Below are 16,357 nucleotides of genomic sequence, written 5' to 3'. Positions count from 1 at the left end.
CCATGGCGCACGTCCGCTTCTATTACGACGTGCCCGAGCCGTTCGCGCTCGCCTACGAGCTCGCCGCCCGCGCCTACCGCGCCGGGCAAAAAGTGGCCGTGCGCCTGGAAGACGAAACCATGCTCGCCACCCTGGCCCACCGCCTCTGGACCCAGGAATCCGGCGCCTTCCTGCCCAACGTCCCCGCCGCCTCGCCGCTCGCCGGGCAAACCCCCATCGTCCTCCTCACGGCCGAAGCGCCCATCCCGCCGCGCCCCGTCCTCATCCAGCTCGCCCGCTCCCATCCCGAGCTGGATCGGAACAGCGAATGGGTTTTGGAGATCGTCGGCCCCCAGGAAAACGACAAAGCCCCCGCGCGAGAACGTTTTCGTCGCTACCGCACCGAAGGACACGACGTCCAGGCCATCCCCCGCAAGGCCCCGACCCCATGACTCCGACCAACGACCCCTCCCCCACCGCCCCGCCGCTACCCGTCGACGACCTGCCGCTCCTCACGGAAGTGGTCGATACGCCCAACCCCGCAAGCGCCTCGTCCCCCTTACCCTCGCCCAATCAGAACCTCACCCCCGCCGCCGAAGCACAACTGCGCTGGATCGAACGGCGCCTGCCGCAGATCCTCGCCGAAGAGATGGCATTGCTGCAGACGCGCGTCCTCACCCGGCTGAAGCTCGAGCTGGAACAGGGGCCGCCGAAGTAGCGAGCGGCTCACCCCCGCCGCAACACCCCCGGCGTGCGAAAGCGCACGATGCGCCGGTACAGCCACACGTAGAGCACCGCGAACCCCAGCGTGAAGCCCATCAGCACGTAGGTGTGCCGCCAGAAGAGCACTGCCGGGATCACCGAGGCCGAGCACAGCAGCCACAGATAGGGCGAAGTGGCCGAATTACGCCGCACCAGCACCTCCGCCTCGCGCCCCCCGGCCCAGCGCACGATACGGCGGAATACCAACATGTGCAGATGCAAGCCATCGGGCACGCCGGGCGAGATTCCGCGCACGAATTTCTTGCGGTAGATGGAAAACACCGTCTCGAACACCGGATACACCACCAGCAACATGGGAAACCACGCCGACACCTCCGCGTGGCGCCCCACCAGCAGCACCGAAACCTCCCCGATCAGGAACCCCACCAGATAGGCCCCGCCATCACCGAGGAAGATCAAGCCCCGCGGATAGTTCCACACGAAGAATCCCAGCAGCGCCCCCACGCTCGCGATGCACACGTTCCATAGCAGATGATCGCCCAGCACGTAGGCCACGTACCCCAGCGCCGAGAGGATCATCACTCCCACCATCCCTGCCAGGCCGTTGAATCCGTCGATGATGTTGATCGCGTTGGCCACGCCCCCCACCGCCACCACCGTCACTGCCAGCGCCACCGGCCCATAACGGAAGAGGTCATCGACGAGCGGCACGTCCACCCGCGTGAGCACCGCCCCCAGGAGCCAGAACCCCAGCGCCGCCGCACCCATGGTCAGTAGCAGACGCGCCCCCACGCCCACGCGTTTGGTGACATCCTCGGCCAGCCCCCCGGCAAAGGCAGGAATGCCCGCCACCAGCAACAGGGCGAACTCGCGGGCGATCCCACGATTTTCGAGCCACAGCAGCACCACTGCCGCCACCAGCCCAAGCACCACACCCGTCCCACCAATTCGCGTTACACGATAGCGGTGAAATTTTTGCACCCCACCCCACTCATCCGTTGCAAAACATCCATAGCGACGATGCAGCCGAATCAAGCAGAGCACTGAAAAAAAACTCATCAGAAATGCCGTCAGCAGGACGTTCATTGCTACTTTCTCCCGTCCGTCCATGATGGCATCTTCAAAAAAATTCCTCTGAATACGTGCTCATTTGTCATGGATCAGATGCAGTCTCTTGATTCTTTGCGATAATACCGCATCGCCCCTTTTGACCCAACTGAAATACCGAAATTTGAAGTTCGCCAAACGGGCAAGCTGAACCTGATGCCGGGTCCCGGACGCTTGCATCGATCCACGACGTCGTACATCATTCTTGGCTCGTGAGACGATGTACGAGCCGCTCGAAGCGCTCGAGAGGTAAAAATATGAGGATCCGACTGCATGAGAACGCCACCACGACCCCTGCGATCCGGCGCACCATCCAAAGCTCGAACCTGCCGGTCCGCCGCCTTGCCTGGGAACTCGGGGTGTGGGAGGACACCATTCGACGTGGCAACGAGTACCGACGTCGAAGATCGTCCGCATACGGCGCGGCGCCTGCAGACGAACTCGACCCTCCGTTTCAGGCGGCAGTCGTGGTGGAGCTGCGCAAGCTCCTGAGGTTGCCCCTGGATGATTTGCTGGCAGTGGTGCGCAATGTCATCACACCGAACGTATCGCGCCCGGGGCGGGAATCGTTGCCTGCGTCGTCACGGACTCGGTTCGCTGAGGCGATTGCCGCCCAAAGCAAACCTCACCATCCGCAAACGAACGGCAGGGTCGAACACCTCAACGGGCACATCAGCAAAGTGCTTGCCATCCACCGCGCTTCGACAGCCGGGAAGCACTCGAAGCGACGCTTCAGCGCGACGTCTGGCGGTACGATCACCACATCCCCCAGAAAGCCTTCGCACATGCCACCCCCATCGAAGCCATGAGAAAATGGTACCAGGAAAACGAACGAAGCGGGTTTCGACGAAGCCAAAAACCGAAACTCTTCATAAAAACAACACCATGGAATCGTACGGAACCTCACACGTAGCCACGTTGGTTCAACCTGAAATTTTGCCCATCGACGAAATGTGTGGTACAGAGGGTGCGGCCTTCCAAGAAAAGGCGCAGCATAGGATCATGTATCTTATTCATTGCAAATTCGAAATTTTGCGTTTTTGTTCACATTCCCCTGAACTCAGAAAGGAATACTGCAAACGGGTATTCTTTCTTGAGCATGGAACACTGCGTGAGGAAACACTATGCTGATTCCCGTCATCCTCTCCGGCGGCGCAGGCACGCGCCTGTGGCCGGTGTCGCGCGAGGGACATCCCAAGCCCTTCATCACACTACCTGACGGCGAAACCTTGCTGCACAAAACCTACCGCCGGGCAGCCGCTCTGCATGATGAGCAAGAAGGAGTGCCAGCGGAGATCCTTACCGTCACCAACCGGGATTACTATTTCCTCAGCAAGGATGAATTCGCCCGAGCCGGGCTCGATCGACGCTATCGCAGCACCTTTCTACTCGAACCGGTAGGGCGCAACACGGCAGCTGCCGTGGCGCTCGCCGCACACGTGCTTGCCGAGCGCCACGGCCCGGATGCTCTGCTGCTAGTCCTGCCTGCCGATCATCTCATTACGGACGAGGCGGCGTTTCGCCGTGCCGTCGGTCAGGCCGCTCAACTAGCCAGCCAGCAACGGCTCGTCACCTTTGGCGTCGTTCCTGATCGGCCGGAAACTGGTTATGGTTACATCGAAGCCGGCGAGGCGCTGGGTCCGGGGCGGGCGGTGGTTCGTTTCGTCGAAAAACCCGCGCTAGACCTCGCTCGACAGTACCTCGAAGCGGGGAATTTCTACTGGAATGCCGGTATGTTCTGCTTTCAGGCCGGTGTTCTGCTCGAACAGATGGCGCGCTATGCGCCGGACGTGGCCGAGGCAGCGGCGCGGTGTTGGGAGCGCACCCGCGAACGGTGTACCTCAGAAACCGCCCTCCTCGAACTCGATGCCGAATCGTTTGCCGCGATTCCGGATATTTCCCTCGACTACGCCCTCATGGAGCGATCCGAGGCCGTCGCGGTCGTCCCGGCCGAGTTTGACTGGAGCGACATCGGTTCGTGGTGCGCCCTGAGCGTGCTGGCAACACCCGACGAGGCCGGCAACCGGGCTCGAGGTGAAGCCCTTTTCTTCGACAGCCGCAACACCTACGTCCATAGCGAAGATCGGTTGGTCGCTGCCCTTGGTGTGGAGGAATTGCTGATCGTCGATACCCCCGACGCACTGCTCGTCGCCCACCGCGACAAGGCGCAGGACGTGAAACACGTCGTCGCCCGGCTCAAAGCACGGGATCATGACGTCTACAAATTCCACCGCACCGTCGTGCGACCGTGGGGCAGCTATACGGTGCTCGAGGAAGGACCAGGGTTCAAGATCAAGCGTATCGAGGTCAAACCGGGGGCTTCTCTGTCGCTCCAGATGCACCACCATCGCAGCGAGCACTGGATCGTCGTGCGCGGCATGGCAAAGATCATCAACGGGGAGAAGGAATGCTACGTTCGCCCCAATGAATCGACTTACATCCCCGCTGGCCACAAGCACCGTCTGGAAAACCCAGGAATTCTCGATCTCGTAATGATCGAGGTGCAGTGCGGGGATTATCTGGGTGAGGATGACATCGTCCGCTTTCAGGATGACTATGGGCGCGCCTGATAAAACTCCTCGACCCCTTCCTTTATAAAATTTTTCTGCTCTGATATTCGTGAGGAGCCCGAACGGCGGTTTCGATTCCGAAGTGTGACGACTTGATGAGAGTGCCGGGATGCCGATGACGAGCCCAGGAATGAGCAAAAGCGTATGCTGGTGCCGGCCTTGGGCGTCGATGCCGTGGTGCGGCGATCGACGGCAAGACCAGTCGCCGCTCGGGCAAGCTCGATCCTACGCCTTTGCATCTGGTCGGTGCTTTTGCGACTGGTGCTGGGTTGGTGCTGGGGCAACGGGCGATAGTGGAGAAAAAATCAGACGAGAAGACGGCGATTACGCAGTCGCTGGCCACCTTGGCGCTCGAGGGCTGCATCGTCACGATCGATGCAATGGGCACACAAGCGAACATCGCCCGGACCATTCGGGAATTTGGGCTCCAATTGGCGTAACGTTCATGCGATTGCCCTGGCCATGGCACGTTCCCCTGCCGCAGTCCGTCCCGCTTGGCTATAATTATCAGCTTTCTCAGACGACCAGACTCCGCCATGACCCTCGACAAGAGCTTCGAACCCAAGGCGATCGAATCCCGCTGGTACCCCTGGTGGGAAGAACACGGCTACTTCCGCGCCGGTTTCGACCCAGGCCGCAACAATGCTTACTGCATCCTCATGCCGCCGCCCAACGTGACCGGCACCTTGCACATGGGGCATGGTTTCAACCAGACGATCATGGACATGCTCGTGCGCTGGCGGCGCATGAGCGGTGACAACGTGCTGCTGCAGCCGGGTACCGACCATGCCGGCATCGCCACCCAGATCGTGGTCGAGCGCCAGCTCGAGCAGGAGGGGCTCACGCGCTACGATCTGGGGCGGGAGAAGTTCCTCGAGCGGGTGTGGCAGTGGAAGGAATATTCGGGCGGCACCATCACGCGCCAGATGCGGCGGCTGGGCACTTCGGCCGACTGGACGCGCGAGCGTTTCACCATGGATGAGGGCTTGTCGCGCACGGTGCTCGAGGTGTTCGTGCGGCTTTATCGGGAGGGGTTGATTTATCGCGGCAAACGTCTGGTGAACTGGGATCCCAAGCTGCGCACGGCGGTCTCCGACCTGGAAGTTTCGGCGGAAGAGGAGGAAGGATTCCTCTGGTCCATCCTCTATCCCTTCGCCGATGGCCCCATCGACGGCCGTGCCGGGGTGGTGGTAGCCACCACGCGGCCGGAGACGCTGTTCGGCGACGTGGCGGTGATGGTCCATCCGGAAGATCCGCGCCATCAGGGGCTCATCGGCAAGGAAGTGATCCTGCCGCTCGTGGGCCGTCGCATCCCCATCATCGCCGATCCGGTGGTCGATCCGAGTTTCGGTACCGGCTGCGTGAAAGTGACGCCGGCGCACGACGCGAACGACTACGCCGTGGCCCATCGCCACGAGCTGCCGATGATCAACATCTTCCGCCTGGATGCGCATCTCAACGACAACGTCCCGCCCGCCTACCGCGGGCTCGACCGGTTCGTCGCCCGGGAAAAGGCCGTGGCCGAACTGCAAGCGCAGGGGCTTTTGGTGGAGGTGAAACCGCACACGATGATGGTGCCGCGCGGCGAGCGCACCGGCGTGGTGCTCGAACCCATGCTCACCGACCAGTGGTTCGTGGCCACCACCAAGCCCGGGCCGGACGGCAAATCGCTCGCGCAGAAGGCGCTCGAGGTGGTCGAGGACGGCAGCATCCGCTTTTTCCCCGAGAACTGGGTGAACACCTATCGCCAGTGGCTGGTCAATATCCAAGATTGGTGCATCTCGCGGCAGTTATGGTGGGGGCACCAGATCCCGGCATGGTATGCCGACGAAGATCCGGCCGAGCATCGCCGATTCTGGGTGGCGCACGACGAATCCGAGGCGCGCGTGCTCGCCGCGGCCGAAGGGTACACCGGCAAACTCACGCGCGACCCCGACGTGCTCGATACGTGGTTTTCTTCGGCCTTGTGGCCGTTCTCCACGCTCGACTGGACGCCCGAGTATCCGGCCAAATCGAACCCGGCGCTCGACCTCTACCTGCCCTCTTCGGTGCTGGTCACCGGATTCGACATCATTTTCTTCTGGGTGGCGCGCATGGTGATGATGACCACCCACATCACCGGCAAGATCCCGTTCAAGCACGTCTATGTCCACGGCCTCATCCGCGATGCCGAAGGGCAGAAGATGTCGAAATCCAAGGGGAACGTGCTCGATCCGATCGACCTCATCGATGGCATCGACCTCGAATCGCTCATCCAGAAGCGCACCACCGGCTTGATGAATCCGAAGCAGGCCGAGGCGATCGCCGAGCGCACGCGCAAGGAGTTTCCCAACGGCATCCCCGCGTTTGGCGCGGATGCCCTGCGCTTCACCTTCGCCTCGCTCGCGAGCCCCGGGCGCGACATCAAGTTCGATCTCGGCCGCTGCGAAGGCTACCGCAATTTCTGCAACAAGCTGTGGAATGCGACGCGTTTTGTGCTGATGAACGTGGGCGAACGCCTGCCCGATACGCCTGCGGCGCCCGAAGCGCTGGGCTTTGCCGAACGCTGGATCGTCTCGCGACTGCAGCGGGTGGAGGCCGAAGCGCAACGGCAGCTTACCGACTACCGGTTCGACCTCTACGCCAAGGCGCTCTATGAATTCGTCTGGGACGAATACTGCGACTGGTACCTGGAGCTCGCCAAGGTGCGTCTCGCCCAGGACGACGAGGCGGTGCGCCATGCCACGCGCCGCACGCTCATCGGCGTGCTCGAGGCCGTGCTGCGGCTGCTGCATCCGGTGATTCCCTTCATCACCGAGGAGCTATGGCAACACGTCGCCCCCGTGGCCGGGCGCAAGGTGAGCGATTCGATCATGCTGGCGCCCTACCCCGTCGCCCAACCGGAAAAGCTCGACGAGGCGGCCGAGCGCGAAATGGCGCTTTTTCAGGCGATCACACGGGCGGTGCGAGGGCTACGTTCCGAGATGAAGCTCAACCCGGGCGAGCGCGTGCCGCTCGCGGTGGCACTGGGCGAGCCGTCCGACGAGGCGCTCGCGGCGACGATCGCCGGATTCGTCCCCTACCTGCAAGCGCTTGCGCGGCTCACGGAAGTGCGCACGCTCGCGCGCCTGCCCGAAGACGCGCTCGCTCCCGTGGCGGCGGTGGAAACCCTGCAGCTCATGCTCGACGTGCCCATCGACGCTGCCAAGGAGCATGAGCGACTCGCCAAGGAGATCGCCCGCCTGCAGGCCGAAATCGCCAAGGCGAAGAAGAAACTGGAAAACCCCAGTTTCGTGGAACGCGCCCCGGCCGAGGTGGTGGCCCAGGAGCGCGAGCGCATCGAACGCTTCAGCGCCACGCTCGCCCAGCTCGAACCCCAGCTCGCGCGCCTTGAGCGGCATTTGGGGAGGGGGTGAGAAAGGCATCATTCCTTCATCGATGAAAAAACCCGAAGCCGCATCGGCGGCTTCGGGTTTCGATTCTTGGCGCGCCCGGCAGGATTCGAACCCACGACCCCCTGGTTCGTAGCCAGGTACTCTATCCAACTGAGCTACGGGCGCGCAACGGAGATTGAAATTATATCCATTCTCCGGTACATGTCAAGCTTCCGGCAACGCTTCGTTTCGCGAACGAACACTCCCTCGTGAGTTGCCACCGGGTTATCATCGCCCTCATCGTCCGTTTGGAGCCGCATCATCGACGCGCCGTATCGTTTGCCGATTCTGGCCGCCTTGGTCGTGTTCTTCGCCGTGCTCTTTCCGCGCCATGCAGTGCCGGCCCAACCAGATGCCGCGCCTTCTCGCTTGCGCATCGTCGGCCTAGAAGCACACCCGGAATTGGCTGCCAACGTGATGAAGCTGGCGCCTCCCTCGAGCCTTGCGTGCGATGCCCCCGAAGTGCGCTGGCGCGCCTATCTGCGCGAAGCGCGCGCCGCGGCTACGTCGGCGCTGCGCGCCTTGGGACATTTCAACGCGACGATCGAGGCCGATTTGGAGCACACCGAGGACTGCAAACGGCCCGTGCTGCGAATCGAGCCGGGCCCGCCCACGCTCATCGATGTGCTGGAGGTGGAGATCGAAGGCGAATTCGCACGAGATCCGATGATACGGCGTTATCTCGACGAGCTTCCGCTGGCAAAGGGCTCGCGATTGCATCAGGGTCTCTATGAAGAGATCCGCGACACGCTGCTCAATCGCGCCCGTTCGGCAGGCTATCTCGACGCGCACTACCGGCGGCGCGAACTCTGGGTGGATCCCGCGACGAACACGGCCCGCATCGGCTTACACTTGGACTCGGGACCACGCTATTACTTTGGGACGATCCGCGTCGAGCAAGACATCTTGGACGAAGACTTCGTCGCGCGCTTGTTGCCGGTGACCCAAGGCGACCCATACTACAGCGAGGCGCTGGCCGAGATCTACCGCAATCTGAGCGCCAGTGGTTATTTCGCCGAGGTGCGCATCGACCCGCTCACCGAGCAACGCCAGGCGCAGACCGTGCCCGTCGACGTCGTACTCACGCCCAACAAGCGCACCGCCTACGGCCTGCGTGTCGGGTTTGCCACCGATACCGGACCACGGCTGGGAGCAGACGCGACGCGACGCTGGGTCAATCGCCGCGGGCATCGGTGGAAAGGCAACGTGGAGTTCTCTCCGCGACTACAGCGCATCGAGAGCAACTACACCATTCCGGGGCGCTCGCCACTGACCGATTCGCTCGACTTATACACCCGCCTCGACCGGGAAGACGCCAACGACATCGTCTCCGACTCGGTCCGGCTGGGGGCTCAGTACGCGCGTTTGCGTAATGGGTGGACGCAGGCGCTCTTTGGTGAGTATCGTTACGAGCGTACCGAGTATGGCCGGCAGCCACGACGAGGAGACGGTTTCGTGCTCGCTGGCGTCAAGCTCGGGCATCGCCGATTCGACGATCCACTCTTTCCCACTCGAGGGCATTCTCTGGACTTCACCCTGCAAGGCGCGAGCGAGGCACTCTTGAGTGCCACCGACTTCGTGCAGATCGTGACGCGTGGGGTAGGCGCGCATTCCGTGGGACGTTTCATCTTCAAAGGGCGGATGGATCTAGGGCTCACGTGGATGGATGAATTCGCACGGCTGCCGAAATCCTTGCGCTTCTTCGCTGGAGGAGACAATTCGGTGCGCGGCTACGGGTTCGAGAAAATCGGCCCCCGAGACGAGCGTGGTCAGGTGGTGGGAGGGCGCTACCTCTTTACGGTGAGCGCCGAAGTGATGCACCCGATTCACGCCAACAACTGGTACGGTGCCCTTTTCGTCGACAGCGGCGACGCCTTCGACGGGCGTAGCGACCTGAATCTGAAGACGGGCGTGGGAGTAGGCGTGCGCTGGCGCTCACCGCTGGGACTGGTGCGCCTGGACGTGGCCTACCCCCTCGACATGGATTCGCCTTCTCCTCGTTTGCACGTCGGTATCGGAGCCTCGTTCTGATGGCGGCACGGAAACACTGGATACGGCTGGCGCGCTCCTTTTCCTGGGCGCTGGGTTTGCTCGTACCGGGGATTTTCTTCGCCCTCGCCTGGGTGTTCTTCACCACCAGCGGCACCCAGATCGTAGTACGGATGGGGGTACGCCTGATTCCGGAGCTCAGGATCGAGGCGGTCGAAGGCTCCCTATGGCAAGGAATGCGCCTGAAGGGGGTGGCGTACGATGACGACGCCGGTCTGAGGGTGACGGCGCAGGAAATCGTCTTGGCCGTGGATTGGCCTGCACTGCGCGCGCCGCTCGCCCGCTTGCGTACGCTCGCCTTGACGGGAGTACGGGTCGATCTGCCCCAGGGCGAAGCGCAGACGAACGAAGACGAGCCCTTCGTCCTGCCTGTCTTCACCTTGCCCGCCCCACCGCTGCCCGTGTCGCTACCGGCCATCGACGTGGCATCGCTGCTCGTGCGCTTGCCTTCCGGAGAAACGCTCGAGTTCGCGTCGATCGGAGCCCGGTTACGCTGGGAGGCCGACGGGGCAATTTTCTATCATGCCCGCCTCGACGGCCTGGCAGGAGAAGTGAGCGGCGTGCATTTCGCCGAACTAGGGGCCACCGTCTCGGGCGACGGGCAGCGTTTCCGGATGGATGATCTCGCTGGCACCATCCTGGGTGCACGCATTTCGGCTCGCCTCGATGCCGAACCACGAGACGAGGGTATCGCCTGGGATGCCGCCATGGAACTCTCGGCTGTGGACCTGGCGGCCCTGCGACCCTGGTTGGCATCCCCACTGAACGGATCGATCGGCGCGAAATTGACGACTCGGGGTTACTGGGGCACAGCGCCGCTGGCGGTGCAGCTATCGGTTTCCGAGCTGAATGGTGCAATCGAAGGACGTCCCCTCGCCGGACGGATGGAACTCGACCTCGAAGGCGACCGCTTGCGTCTGCGGCCGGCCGAACTCACCTTGGGTGAGAACTCGGTTTGGCTGGAAGGCACCGCCAGCCCGCCTTTCGACCTTGCCTATCGGCTACGGCTGCCGCAACTGGCAGCCCTGCCGCTACCCGGCGGACTCATTCCCCCGATTCAGGGATCGCTTGCGGGCGAAGGGCGGATCGCAGGCACCTTGGATCGACCCGAGGTGCAGGGGCAGCTCGAAGGGCGGGCGCTGTCCTTGGCGGAGTGGACCCTGGCCGCTTTCTCGCTCCGAGCCGAGGTCCGGCAAGATCGCCTGGAGCTTGCTACCACACTCCGTGATTTGAAGGGAGCTGGCAGACATGTGCGCTCGGCGAACCTCTCTGCTCGAGGACGGATGGCGGGGCACGCCCTCACCCTCACACTCGATAGCGACGTGGGCCGAGTCGCCTTGGGCCTGCAGGGCGCCTTGCAGGAAAATCGCTGGAACGGCACGCTCGAGCGGCTGATCCTGAACGGCACCCCAGGCGGGGACTGGCACCTGAAAGCGCCCGCTTCGCTGCGCATGCATGCCTTGCAGGTCTCTCTGAGACCGGCTTGCTTCGCCCCGACCAAGTTGCCTTTCGCGGCCTCGGCAGAGACGCTGCGCAAGAGCGAACTCTGTCTCAGGGCGGAAACGAAAGATGACGGCCAGCAGCGTGCCCTGCTCGAGGCCACGCTGCCCTTGGCGCTCCTCGACGCGCTCCTACCGCCCACCTTGAACTTACCGTCGTCGTCGGCCTCGCTCCGGGCCGAGGCGGAACTTGGGCCGACCCCGGAGCTGAATGTGCAAGTGCACGTTCCTGACGATGAAGTGCACCTACACGCTCCCGCCTCCCAACCGCTCGCTCTGCCCTATCGTGACGTCGCTGCCCACCTGACGGTACGAGACAAACGCCTGAAGCTCGAGTTTACTGGCACGCTCACCCAACGCCTCTTCCTGGAAGGGAACATTCAGGCGCAGCTGGAAGGGCGTCGGTCGCTGGAAGGGCTCTTGTCGGTGCGTGCGCCGCAGCTTTCCTGGCTGGGCGAATTCGCCCCCGAGCAAATCGCGCTCGACGGTTCGCTCGATGGCTCGGTGCGCGTGAGCGGAACCGTGGACACGCCCCTTCCACAAGCGGAATTCGTGCTCGATCTATCCCGGCTGGAATTGCCCCCCACGGGCGTGCGCTACGTCGATGGCCGCTTGCACCTGAGGGTGGATCCCTCCCGCCGGGTTGCCCTCGAAGGCAGCCTCGCCGGGGCGAGCGGCGGGTCGTTGCATCTGAACGGCGTCGCGCTGCTCGCCGATCTGCCCCAGTGGCAGGCACGGCTCGATCTCCAAGGAGAAGCGCTGCCCGTGCTCCGTACGCCCGAACTCACGGTGGATGCCAGCCCGAACTTGCATTTGACGGCCGACGAACGCATGGCGCTCCTTCGCGGCCATTTGTTGCTGCCCCGGGCCGAAGCCAAGATCCGTACCCTTCCCGAAGGCGCCGTGAAGGAGAGCGCGGATCTGCGAGTCGTCGGCCAAAGTCCGCCCCCTGCTCCCTACCCCCTCGGTGTCGATGTAGACGTGGTGCTGGGAGAGCGGGTCTCGTTGGAAGGGTTCGGTTTTTCTACCAAACTTTCCGGCAACCTTCGCCTTCGTGGGGATGGCCATTTGCCGCTTGCCGCCTTCGGCGAAGTCTCGCTGCGAGAGGGGCGCTACGAGGCCTATGGTCAAGCGCTGCAGATCGCCCGCGGACGGCTCCTCTTTACCGGCGCTCTCGACAACCCCATCCTCGAAGTACGCGCCGAACGCACGGTCGGTGCGTATCTTGCGGGATTGGAACTACTGGGCAGCCTGCAACAACCCCGCAGCCGAGTCTATGCCCAACCCGCGTTGCCCGAAGCCGAGGCCTTGAGCTTACTGCTCACGGGACATCGTCTGTCTCAGGTGCGTGGAGGTGAAGCACAGCTCCTGCTCGGCGCCCTCTCCAGCCTGGGCGTGAACCGTGGGGAACAGATCGCGCGCGAGATCGGGCTGGCCTTGGGCTTGGATGAAGTGGGACTGTCGAATGAGTCGGGAAACGGCAGCAGCCAGCTCACCTTGGGCAAGCGCCTCGGACCCGACTTGTTGGTGCGCTACGCCATCGGCGTGACCGACGGCGTAGGCAAAGTGATCACGGAGTATCGCTTGAGTCGCCACCTGCGCATCGAGCTCTTCTCGAGCCCGACGTCACAGGGAGGCGATTTGATCTATCGCATCGAGCGCTGATCGAGCGAGGCTCAGCGAGCCGCGGCGCCCTCTTGGCGTCGCGCTCCGAGCTTGAACCAGGTGTCGATGACGGTGTCGGGATTGAGTGAGATCGTTTGGATACCGCGCTCCATCAGCCATTCGGCCAGATCCGGATGATCCGACGGCCCCTGACCGCAGATGCCGACGTATTTGCCGAGCCGGTTGCAGGCATCGATCGCCATGCCGAGCAGGACTTGCACCGCCGGATCGCGTTCGTCGAAGGATTCGGCCACCAGCCCCGAGTCGCGATCCAGGCCCAGCGTGAGCTGGGTGAGGTCGTTCGAACCGATGGAGAACCCATCGAAGTGCTCGAGAAACGCCTCGGCGAGCAGCGCGTTCGAGGGAATCTCGCACATCATGATAAGCTCGAGCCCGTTCTTGCCGCGTTCGAGCTCGTTGGCCGCCAGGAGCTTGACCACACGCTCGGCCTCGCCCACCGTGCGCACGAAGGGGATCATCACTTTGACGTTGGTGAGCCCCATCTCGTCGCGCACTTTCTTCACCGCCTCGCATTCCATCTCGAAGCATTCGCGGAAACTCGGCGCGATGTAGCGCGCCGCGCCGCGAAAGCCCAACATGGGGTTTTCTTCCTCGGGCTCGTAGATCTCTCCGCCCAGGAGCTTGCGGTACTCGTTCGATTTGAAATCCGACAGGCGCACGATCACCGGCTGCGGATAGAACGCGGCGGCGATGGTGGCGATGCCTTCGGCGAGCTTCTCGACGTAGAAGGCGCGCGGGCTGGCGTAACCGCGGGCACGGCGAGCGATCTCCTCACGCAGCTTGGCCGAGATCTGGTCGAATTCGAGGATGGCCCGCGGATGCACGCCGATGACGTTGTTGATGACGAACTCCACCCGGGCGAGACCCACACCGGCGTTGGGGATCTGGGCGAACTCGAAGGCAAGTTCCGGATTACCCACGTTCATCATGATCTTCACCGGCAGCTCGGGCAGCGTTCCGAGGTCGGTGCGTTGTACTTCGAAGTCGAGCTTGCCGCGATAGACGTAGCCGGTATCCCCTTCGGCGCAGGAGACCGTGACCACTTCCCCTTCTTGCAGCACTTCGGTGGCGTTGCCGCAGCCGACGATGGCGGGGATCCCCAATTCGCGGGCGATGATGGCGGCGTGGCAGGTACGCCCGCCGCGGTTGGTGACGATGGCGGCGGCGCGTTTCATCACCGGCTCCCAGTTGGGGTCGGTCATGTCGGTGACGAGCACGTCGCCTGGCTGCACGCGGTCCATCTGGCTGGGGTCGGTGACGATGCGCACCGGTCCCACGCCGACTTTCTGCCCGATGGCGCGCCCATGCACCAGCGCCTTGCCGTGCTGCTTGAGGCGGTATTTCTCCATGACGCGGCCGCTTTCCTGCGACTTCACCGTTTCGGGACGCGCCTGCAGGATGTAGATCTTACCGTCGATGCCGTCCTTGCCCCATTCGATGTCCATGGGACGGCCATAGTGGCGTTCGATGATGACGGCGTAGCGAGCGAGCTCGAGGATGTCGGCGTCTTCGAGGCAGAAGCGGTTACGATCGGATTCGGGCACGTCGACCACTTTCACGCGCACGCCCTCTCCCGGTTCGCCGAAGACCATCTTGATGAGCTTGGAGCCGAGATTGCGGCGGATGATGGAGGGCTTGCCCTGCATCAGGGTGGGTTTATGGACGTAGAATTCGTCGGGGTTGACGGCCCCTTGCACCACCATCTCGCCCAAGCCGTAAGAGGCGGTGATGAAGACGACGTCGCGAAAACCGGATTCGGTGTCGATGGTAAACATCACGCCGGAGGCACCCACGTCGGAGCGCACCATGCGCTGCACGCCGGCCGAAAGCGCGACTTCGGCATGCCGAAAACCCTTGTGCACACGGTAGGCGATCGCCCGATCGTTGTAGAGCGAGGCGAAGACTTCCTTGATGGCGTGGAGGATGTTCTCGATGCCGCAGACGTTGAGCAGGGTTTCCTGCTGGCCGGCGAAGGAGGCATCGGGCAGGTCTTCGGCCGTGGCCGATGAGCGCACGGCGAAACTCGCCCCTTCGCCTTCGCGGGTGACGAGTTCGGCGTAGGCTTGGCGGATCTGGGCCTCGAACTCGGACGGGAAAGGCGTCTCCATGATCCAGCGGCGGATCTCGGCGCCGGTCTGGGCGAGCGCGCTGACGTCATCGACGTCGAGCGTTTCGAGCGCGTCGTGGATGCGCTGTGCGAGACCATTTTGCGCCAGGAAGAGGCGGTAGGCTTCGGCGGTGGTGGCAAAACCGCCCGGCACGCGCACGTCCGCGGGCAGTTGGCTGATCATCTCGCCGAGCGAGGCGTTCTTGCCGCCGACGATGCCGACGTCGGTCATGCGCAGCTCGTTGAACGGGATCACATATCGGGTCATCGCAGCCTTTCCTGAGTTCGTGAGGCACGGAAAAATGGTATTCTAAGCGTTTTCTTCCGTTTTGGTAAGCACGAGACGTCCGCCCCCGGCGCCTGCATCCCTTCTGCCCATGCTCGAATCCACCAAGCGTACCGTGTTTTACGTGTCCGATGGCACCGGCATCACCGCCGAGACGCTCGGTCACAGTCTGCTCGCGCAATTCCCCGATCTGGACTACGACGAGGTACGCGCCCCCTTCATCGATGCACCGGAGAAGGCGAGCGACCTCGTCGAGCGAATCCAGCGCGTGAAGCGACGCACGGGAATACGTCCCATCGTCTTCAGCACCCTGGTGCAACCTGCCGTCGTGGCCGTACTGCACCGGGCCGAAGCGCACATCGTAGATCTGTTCGGCACCTTTCTCGGACCGCTCGAGCGCGAGCTGGGCATGCCGAGCACGCACGCAGTGGGGCGTTTCCATGGCATCCTCGACAACCGCAGCTACCAGCGCCGGATCGAGGCGATCAACTTCGCTCTCTCGCACGACGACGGAATCGTGCAGGACGGCACGCTCGACGACGCCGACATCATCCTCATCGGGGTATCCCGTTCGGGAAAGACGCCCACGAGCCTGTACCTGGCCATGCAGTATGCGGTGAAGGCGGCCAATTACCCCCTCATCCCCGAGGATTTCGAGCGCAAAGCCCTGCCGGCGCCGCTCAAGACTCATCGACGCAAGCTCTTCGGCCTGACGATCGCCCCGGAGCGTCTGGCGCAGATCCGCGAGGAGCGACGTCCCAACAGCGTCTATGCTTCATTGGAGAACTGCCGCAAGGAAGTGGAAGAAGCCTTGGCGCTGATGCGCCGCGAAGGGATTCCATGGATCGATTCGACGACCAAATCGATCGAGGAAATCGCTGCCGTGATCATGCAGCACCTGCAAAAAATGCAAAAATACGCCGATCTGTGAGACGGGT

At 63.1% G+C, this 16,357-nt stretch carries 9 protein-coding genes, 1 tRNA gene and 2 pseudogenes; 9 read left to right on the top strand and 3 right to left on the bottom strand.

The features are described 5' to 3' along the window. Positions 1–2: 2 nt before the first annotated feature. Together EPD80_RS02140 and EPD80_RS02135 are read left to right on the top strand one after the other, a co-directional pair. On the top strand, positions 3–431 hold the full coding sequence (locus EPD80_RS02140; protein WP_142809036.1) for a DNA polymerase III subunit chi: 429 nt from the start codon (positions 3–5) through the stop codon (positions 429–431). Next, a complete protein-coding gene (locus EPD80_RS02135; RefSeq protein WP_142809034.1) occupies positions 428–697 on the top strand; it encodes a hypothetical protein in 270 nt (89 codons plus the stop codon). Before EPD80_RS02140 ends, EPD80_RS02135 begins: the two co-directional genes overlap by 4 nt. 8 nt (positions 698–705) lie before the next feature. Here the strand turns inward: EPD80_RS02135 and EPD80_RS02130 are convergent, their stop codons facing one another. Continuing rightward, positions 706–1,788: an MraY family glycosyltransferase gene (locus EPD80_RS02130; protein ID WP_142809033.1), complete on the bottom strand. Its 1,083-nt coding sequence runs from the start codon at positions 1,786–1,788 to the stop codon at positions 706–708. A 278-nt stretch (positions 1,789–2,066) separates the two neighbouring features. Between EPD80_RS02130 and EPD80_RS02125 the strand changes: the two are divergent. The 4 genes and pseudogenes from EPD80_RS02125 (at position 2,067) to EPD80_RS02110 (ending at position 7,774) form a co-directional block, all read left to right on the top strand. Beyond that, positions 2,067–2,722: pseudogene (locus EPD80_RS02125) on the top strand (hypothetical protein). Positions 2,723–2,933: 211 nt separating this feature from the next. Further along, complete coding sequence (locus EPD80_RS02120; protein WP_142809030.1) at positions 2,934–4,379, top strand: mannose-1-phosphate guanylyltransferase/mannose-6-phosphate isomerase; 1,446 nt, start codon at positions 2,934–2,936, stop codon at positions 4,377–4,379. Positions 4,380–4,526: 147 nt separating this feature from the next. After that, positions 4,527–4,804 (top strand): annotated as a pseudogene (locus EPD80_RS02115) (ISAs1 family transposase); the annotation flags it as partial. A gap of 111 nt (positions 4,805–4,915) precedes the next feature. Next, a complete protein-coding gene (locus EPD80_RS02110) occupies positions 4,916–7,774 on the top strand; it encodes a valine--tRNA ligase (protein WP_142809028.1) in 2,859 nt (952 codons plus the stop codon). A gap of 67 nt (positions 7,775–7,841) precedes the next feature. On the opposite strand, the gene EPD80_RS02105 is transcribed toward EPD80_RS02110, so the two are convergent. After that, positions 7,842–7,918: transfer RNA gene (locus EPD80_RS02105), tRNA-Arg, on the bottom strand. A 153-nt stretch (positions 7,919–8,071) separates the two neighbouring features. On the opposite strand from EPD80_RS02105, the gene EPD80_RS02100 reads away from it, so the two are divergent. Beyond that, the gene (locus tag EPD80_RS02100; RefSeq protein WP_142809026.1) at positions 8,072–9,823 is read left to right on the top strand and encodes an autotransporter assembly complex protein TamA; all 1,752 of its coding nucleotides are present in this window, start codon (positions 8,072–8,074) and stop codon (positions 9,821–9,823) included. Beyond that, the gene (locus tag EPD80_RS02095) at positions 9,823–13,005 is read left to right on the top strand and encodes a translocation/assembly module TamB domain-containing protein (RefSeq protein ID WP_142809024.1); all 3,183 of its coding nucleotides are present in this window, start codon (positions 9,823–9,825) and stop codon (positions 13,003–13,005) included. The genes EPD80_RS02100 and EPD80_RS02095 overlap by 1 nt, the downstream gene beginning before the upstream one ends. An 11-nt stretch (positions 13,006–13,016) precedes the next feature. Here the strand turns inward: EPD80_RS02095 and ppsA are convergent, their stop codons facing one another. Further along, a complete protein-coding gene (gene ppsA, locus EPD80_RS02090) occupies positions 13,017–15,401 on the bottom strand; it encodes a phosphoenolpyruvate synthase (RefSeq protein ID WP_142809022.1) in 2,385 nt (794 codons plus the stop codon). Between the two features lie 109 nt (positions 15,402–15,510). Between ppsA and ppsR the strand changes: the two genes are divergently transcribed. Then, a complete protein-coding gene (ppsR, locus tag EPD80_RS02085) occupies positions 15,511–16,350 on the top strand; it encodes a posphoenolpyruvate synthetase regulatory kinase/phosphorylase PpsR (RefSeq protein WP_142804710.1) in 840 nt (279 codons plus the stop codon). The last annotated feature ends 7 nt before the right edge of the window (positions 16,351–16,357 follow it).

Origin of the sequence: Tepidiphilus olei (assembly GCF_006980705.1) — a bacterium.
Lineage (GTDB): Bacteria > Pseudomonadota > Gammaproteobacteria > Burkholderiales > Rhodocyclaceae > Tepidiphilus > Tepidiphilus olei.
The sequence above is the reverse complement of the archived record's forward strand: the minus strand, read 5'-3'. Positions and strand labels throughout refer to the sequence as shown.

What these genes read in the sequence shown, in the direction of transcription:
- EPD80_RS02135 (WP_142809034.1), top strand. Translation starts at nt 428, where the DNA reads ATGACTCCGACCAACGACCCCTCCCCCACCGCCCCGCCGCTACCCGTC.
- ppsA (WP_142809022.1), bottom strand. Translation starts at nt 15,401, where the DNA reads ATGACCCGATATGTGATCCCGTTCAACGAGCTGCGCATGACCGACGTC.
- EPD80_RS02095 (WP_142809024.1), top strand. Translation starts at nt 9,823, where the DNA reads ATGGCGGCACGGAAACACTGGATACGGCTGGCGCGCTCCTTTTCCTGG.
- EPD80_RS02140 (WP_142809036.1), top strand. Translation starts at nt 3, where the DNA reads ATGGCGCACGTCCGCTTCTATTACGACGTGCCCGAGCCGTTCGCGCTC.
- EPD80_RS02130 (WP_142809033.1), bottom strand. Translation starts at nt 1,788, where the DNA reads ATGAACGTCCTGCTGACGGCATTTCTGATGAGTTTTTTTTCAGTGCTC.
- EPD80_RS02110 (WP_142809028.1), top strand. Translation starts at nt 4,916, where the DNA reads ATGACCCTCGACAAGAGCTTCGAACCCAAGGCGATCGAATCCCGCTGG.
- ppsR (WP_142804710.1), top strand. Translation starts at nt 15,511, where the DNA reads ATGCTCGAATCCACCAAGCGTACCGTGTTTTACGTGTCCGATGGCACC.
- EPD80_RS02120 (WP_142809030.1), top strand. Translation starts at nt 2,934, where the DNA reads ATGCTGATTCCCGTCATCCTCTCCGGCGGCGCAGGCACGCGCCTGTGG.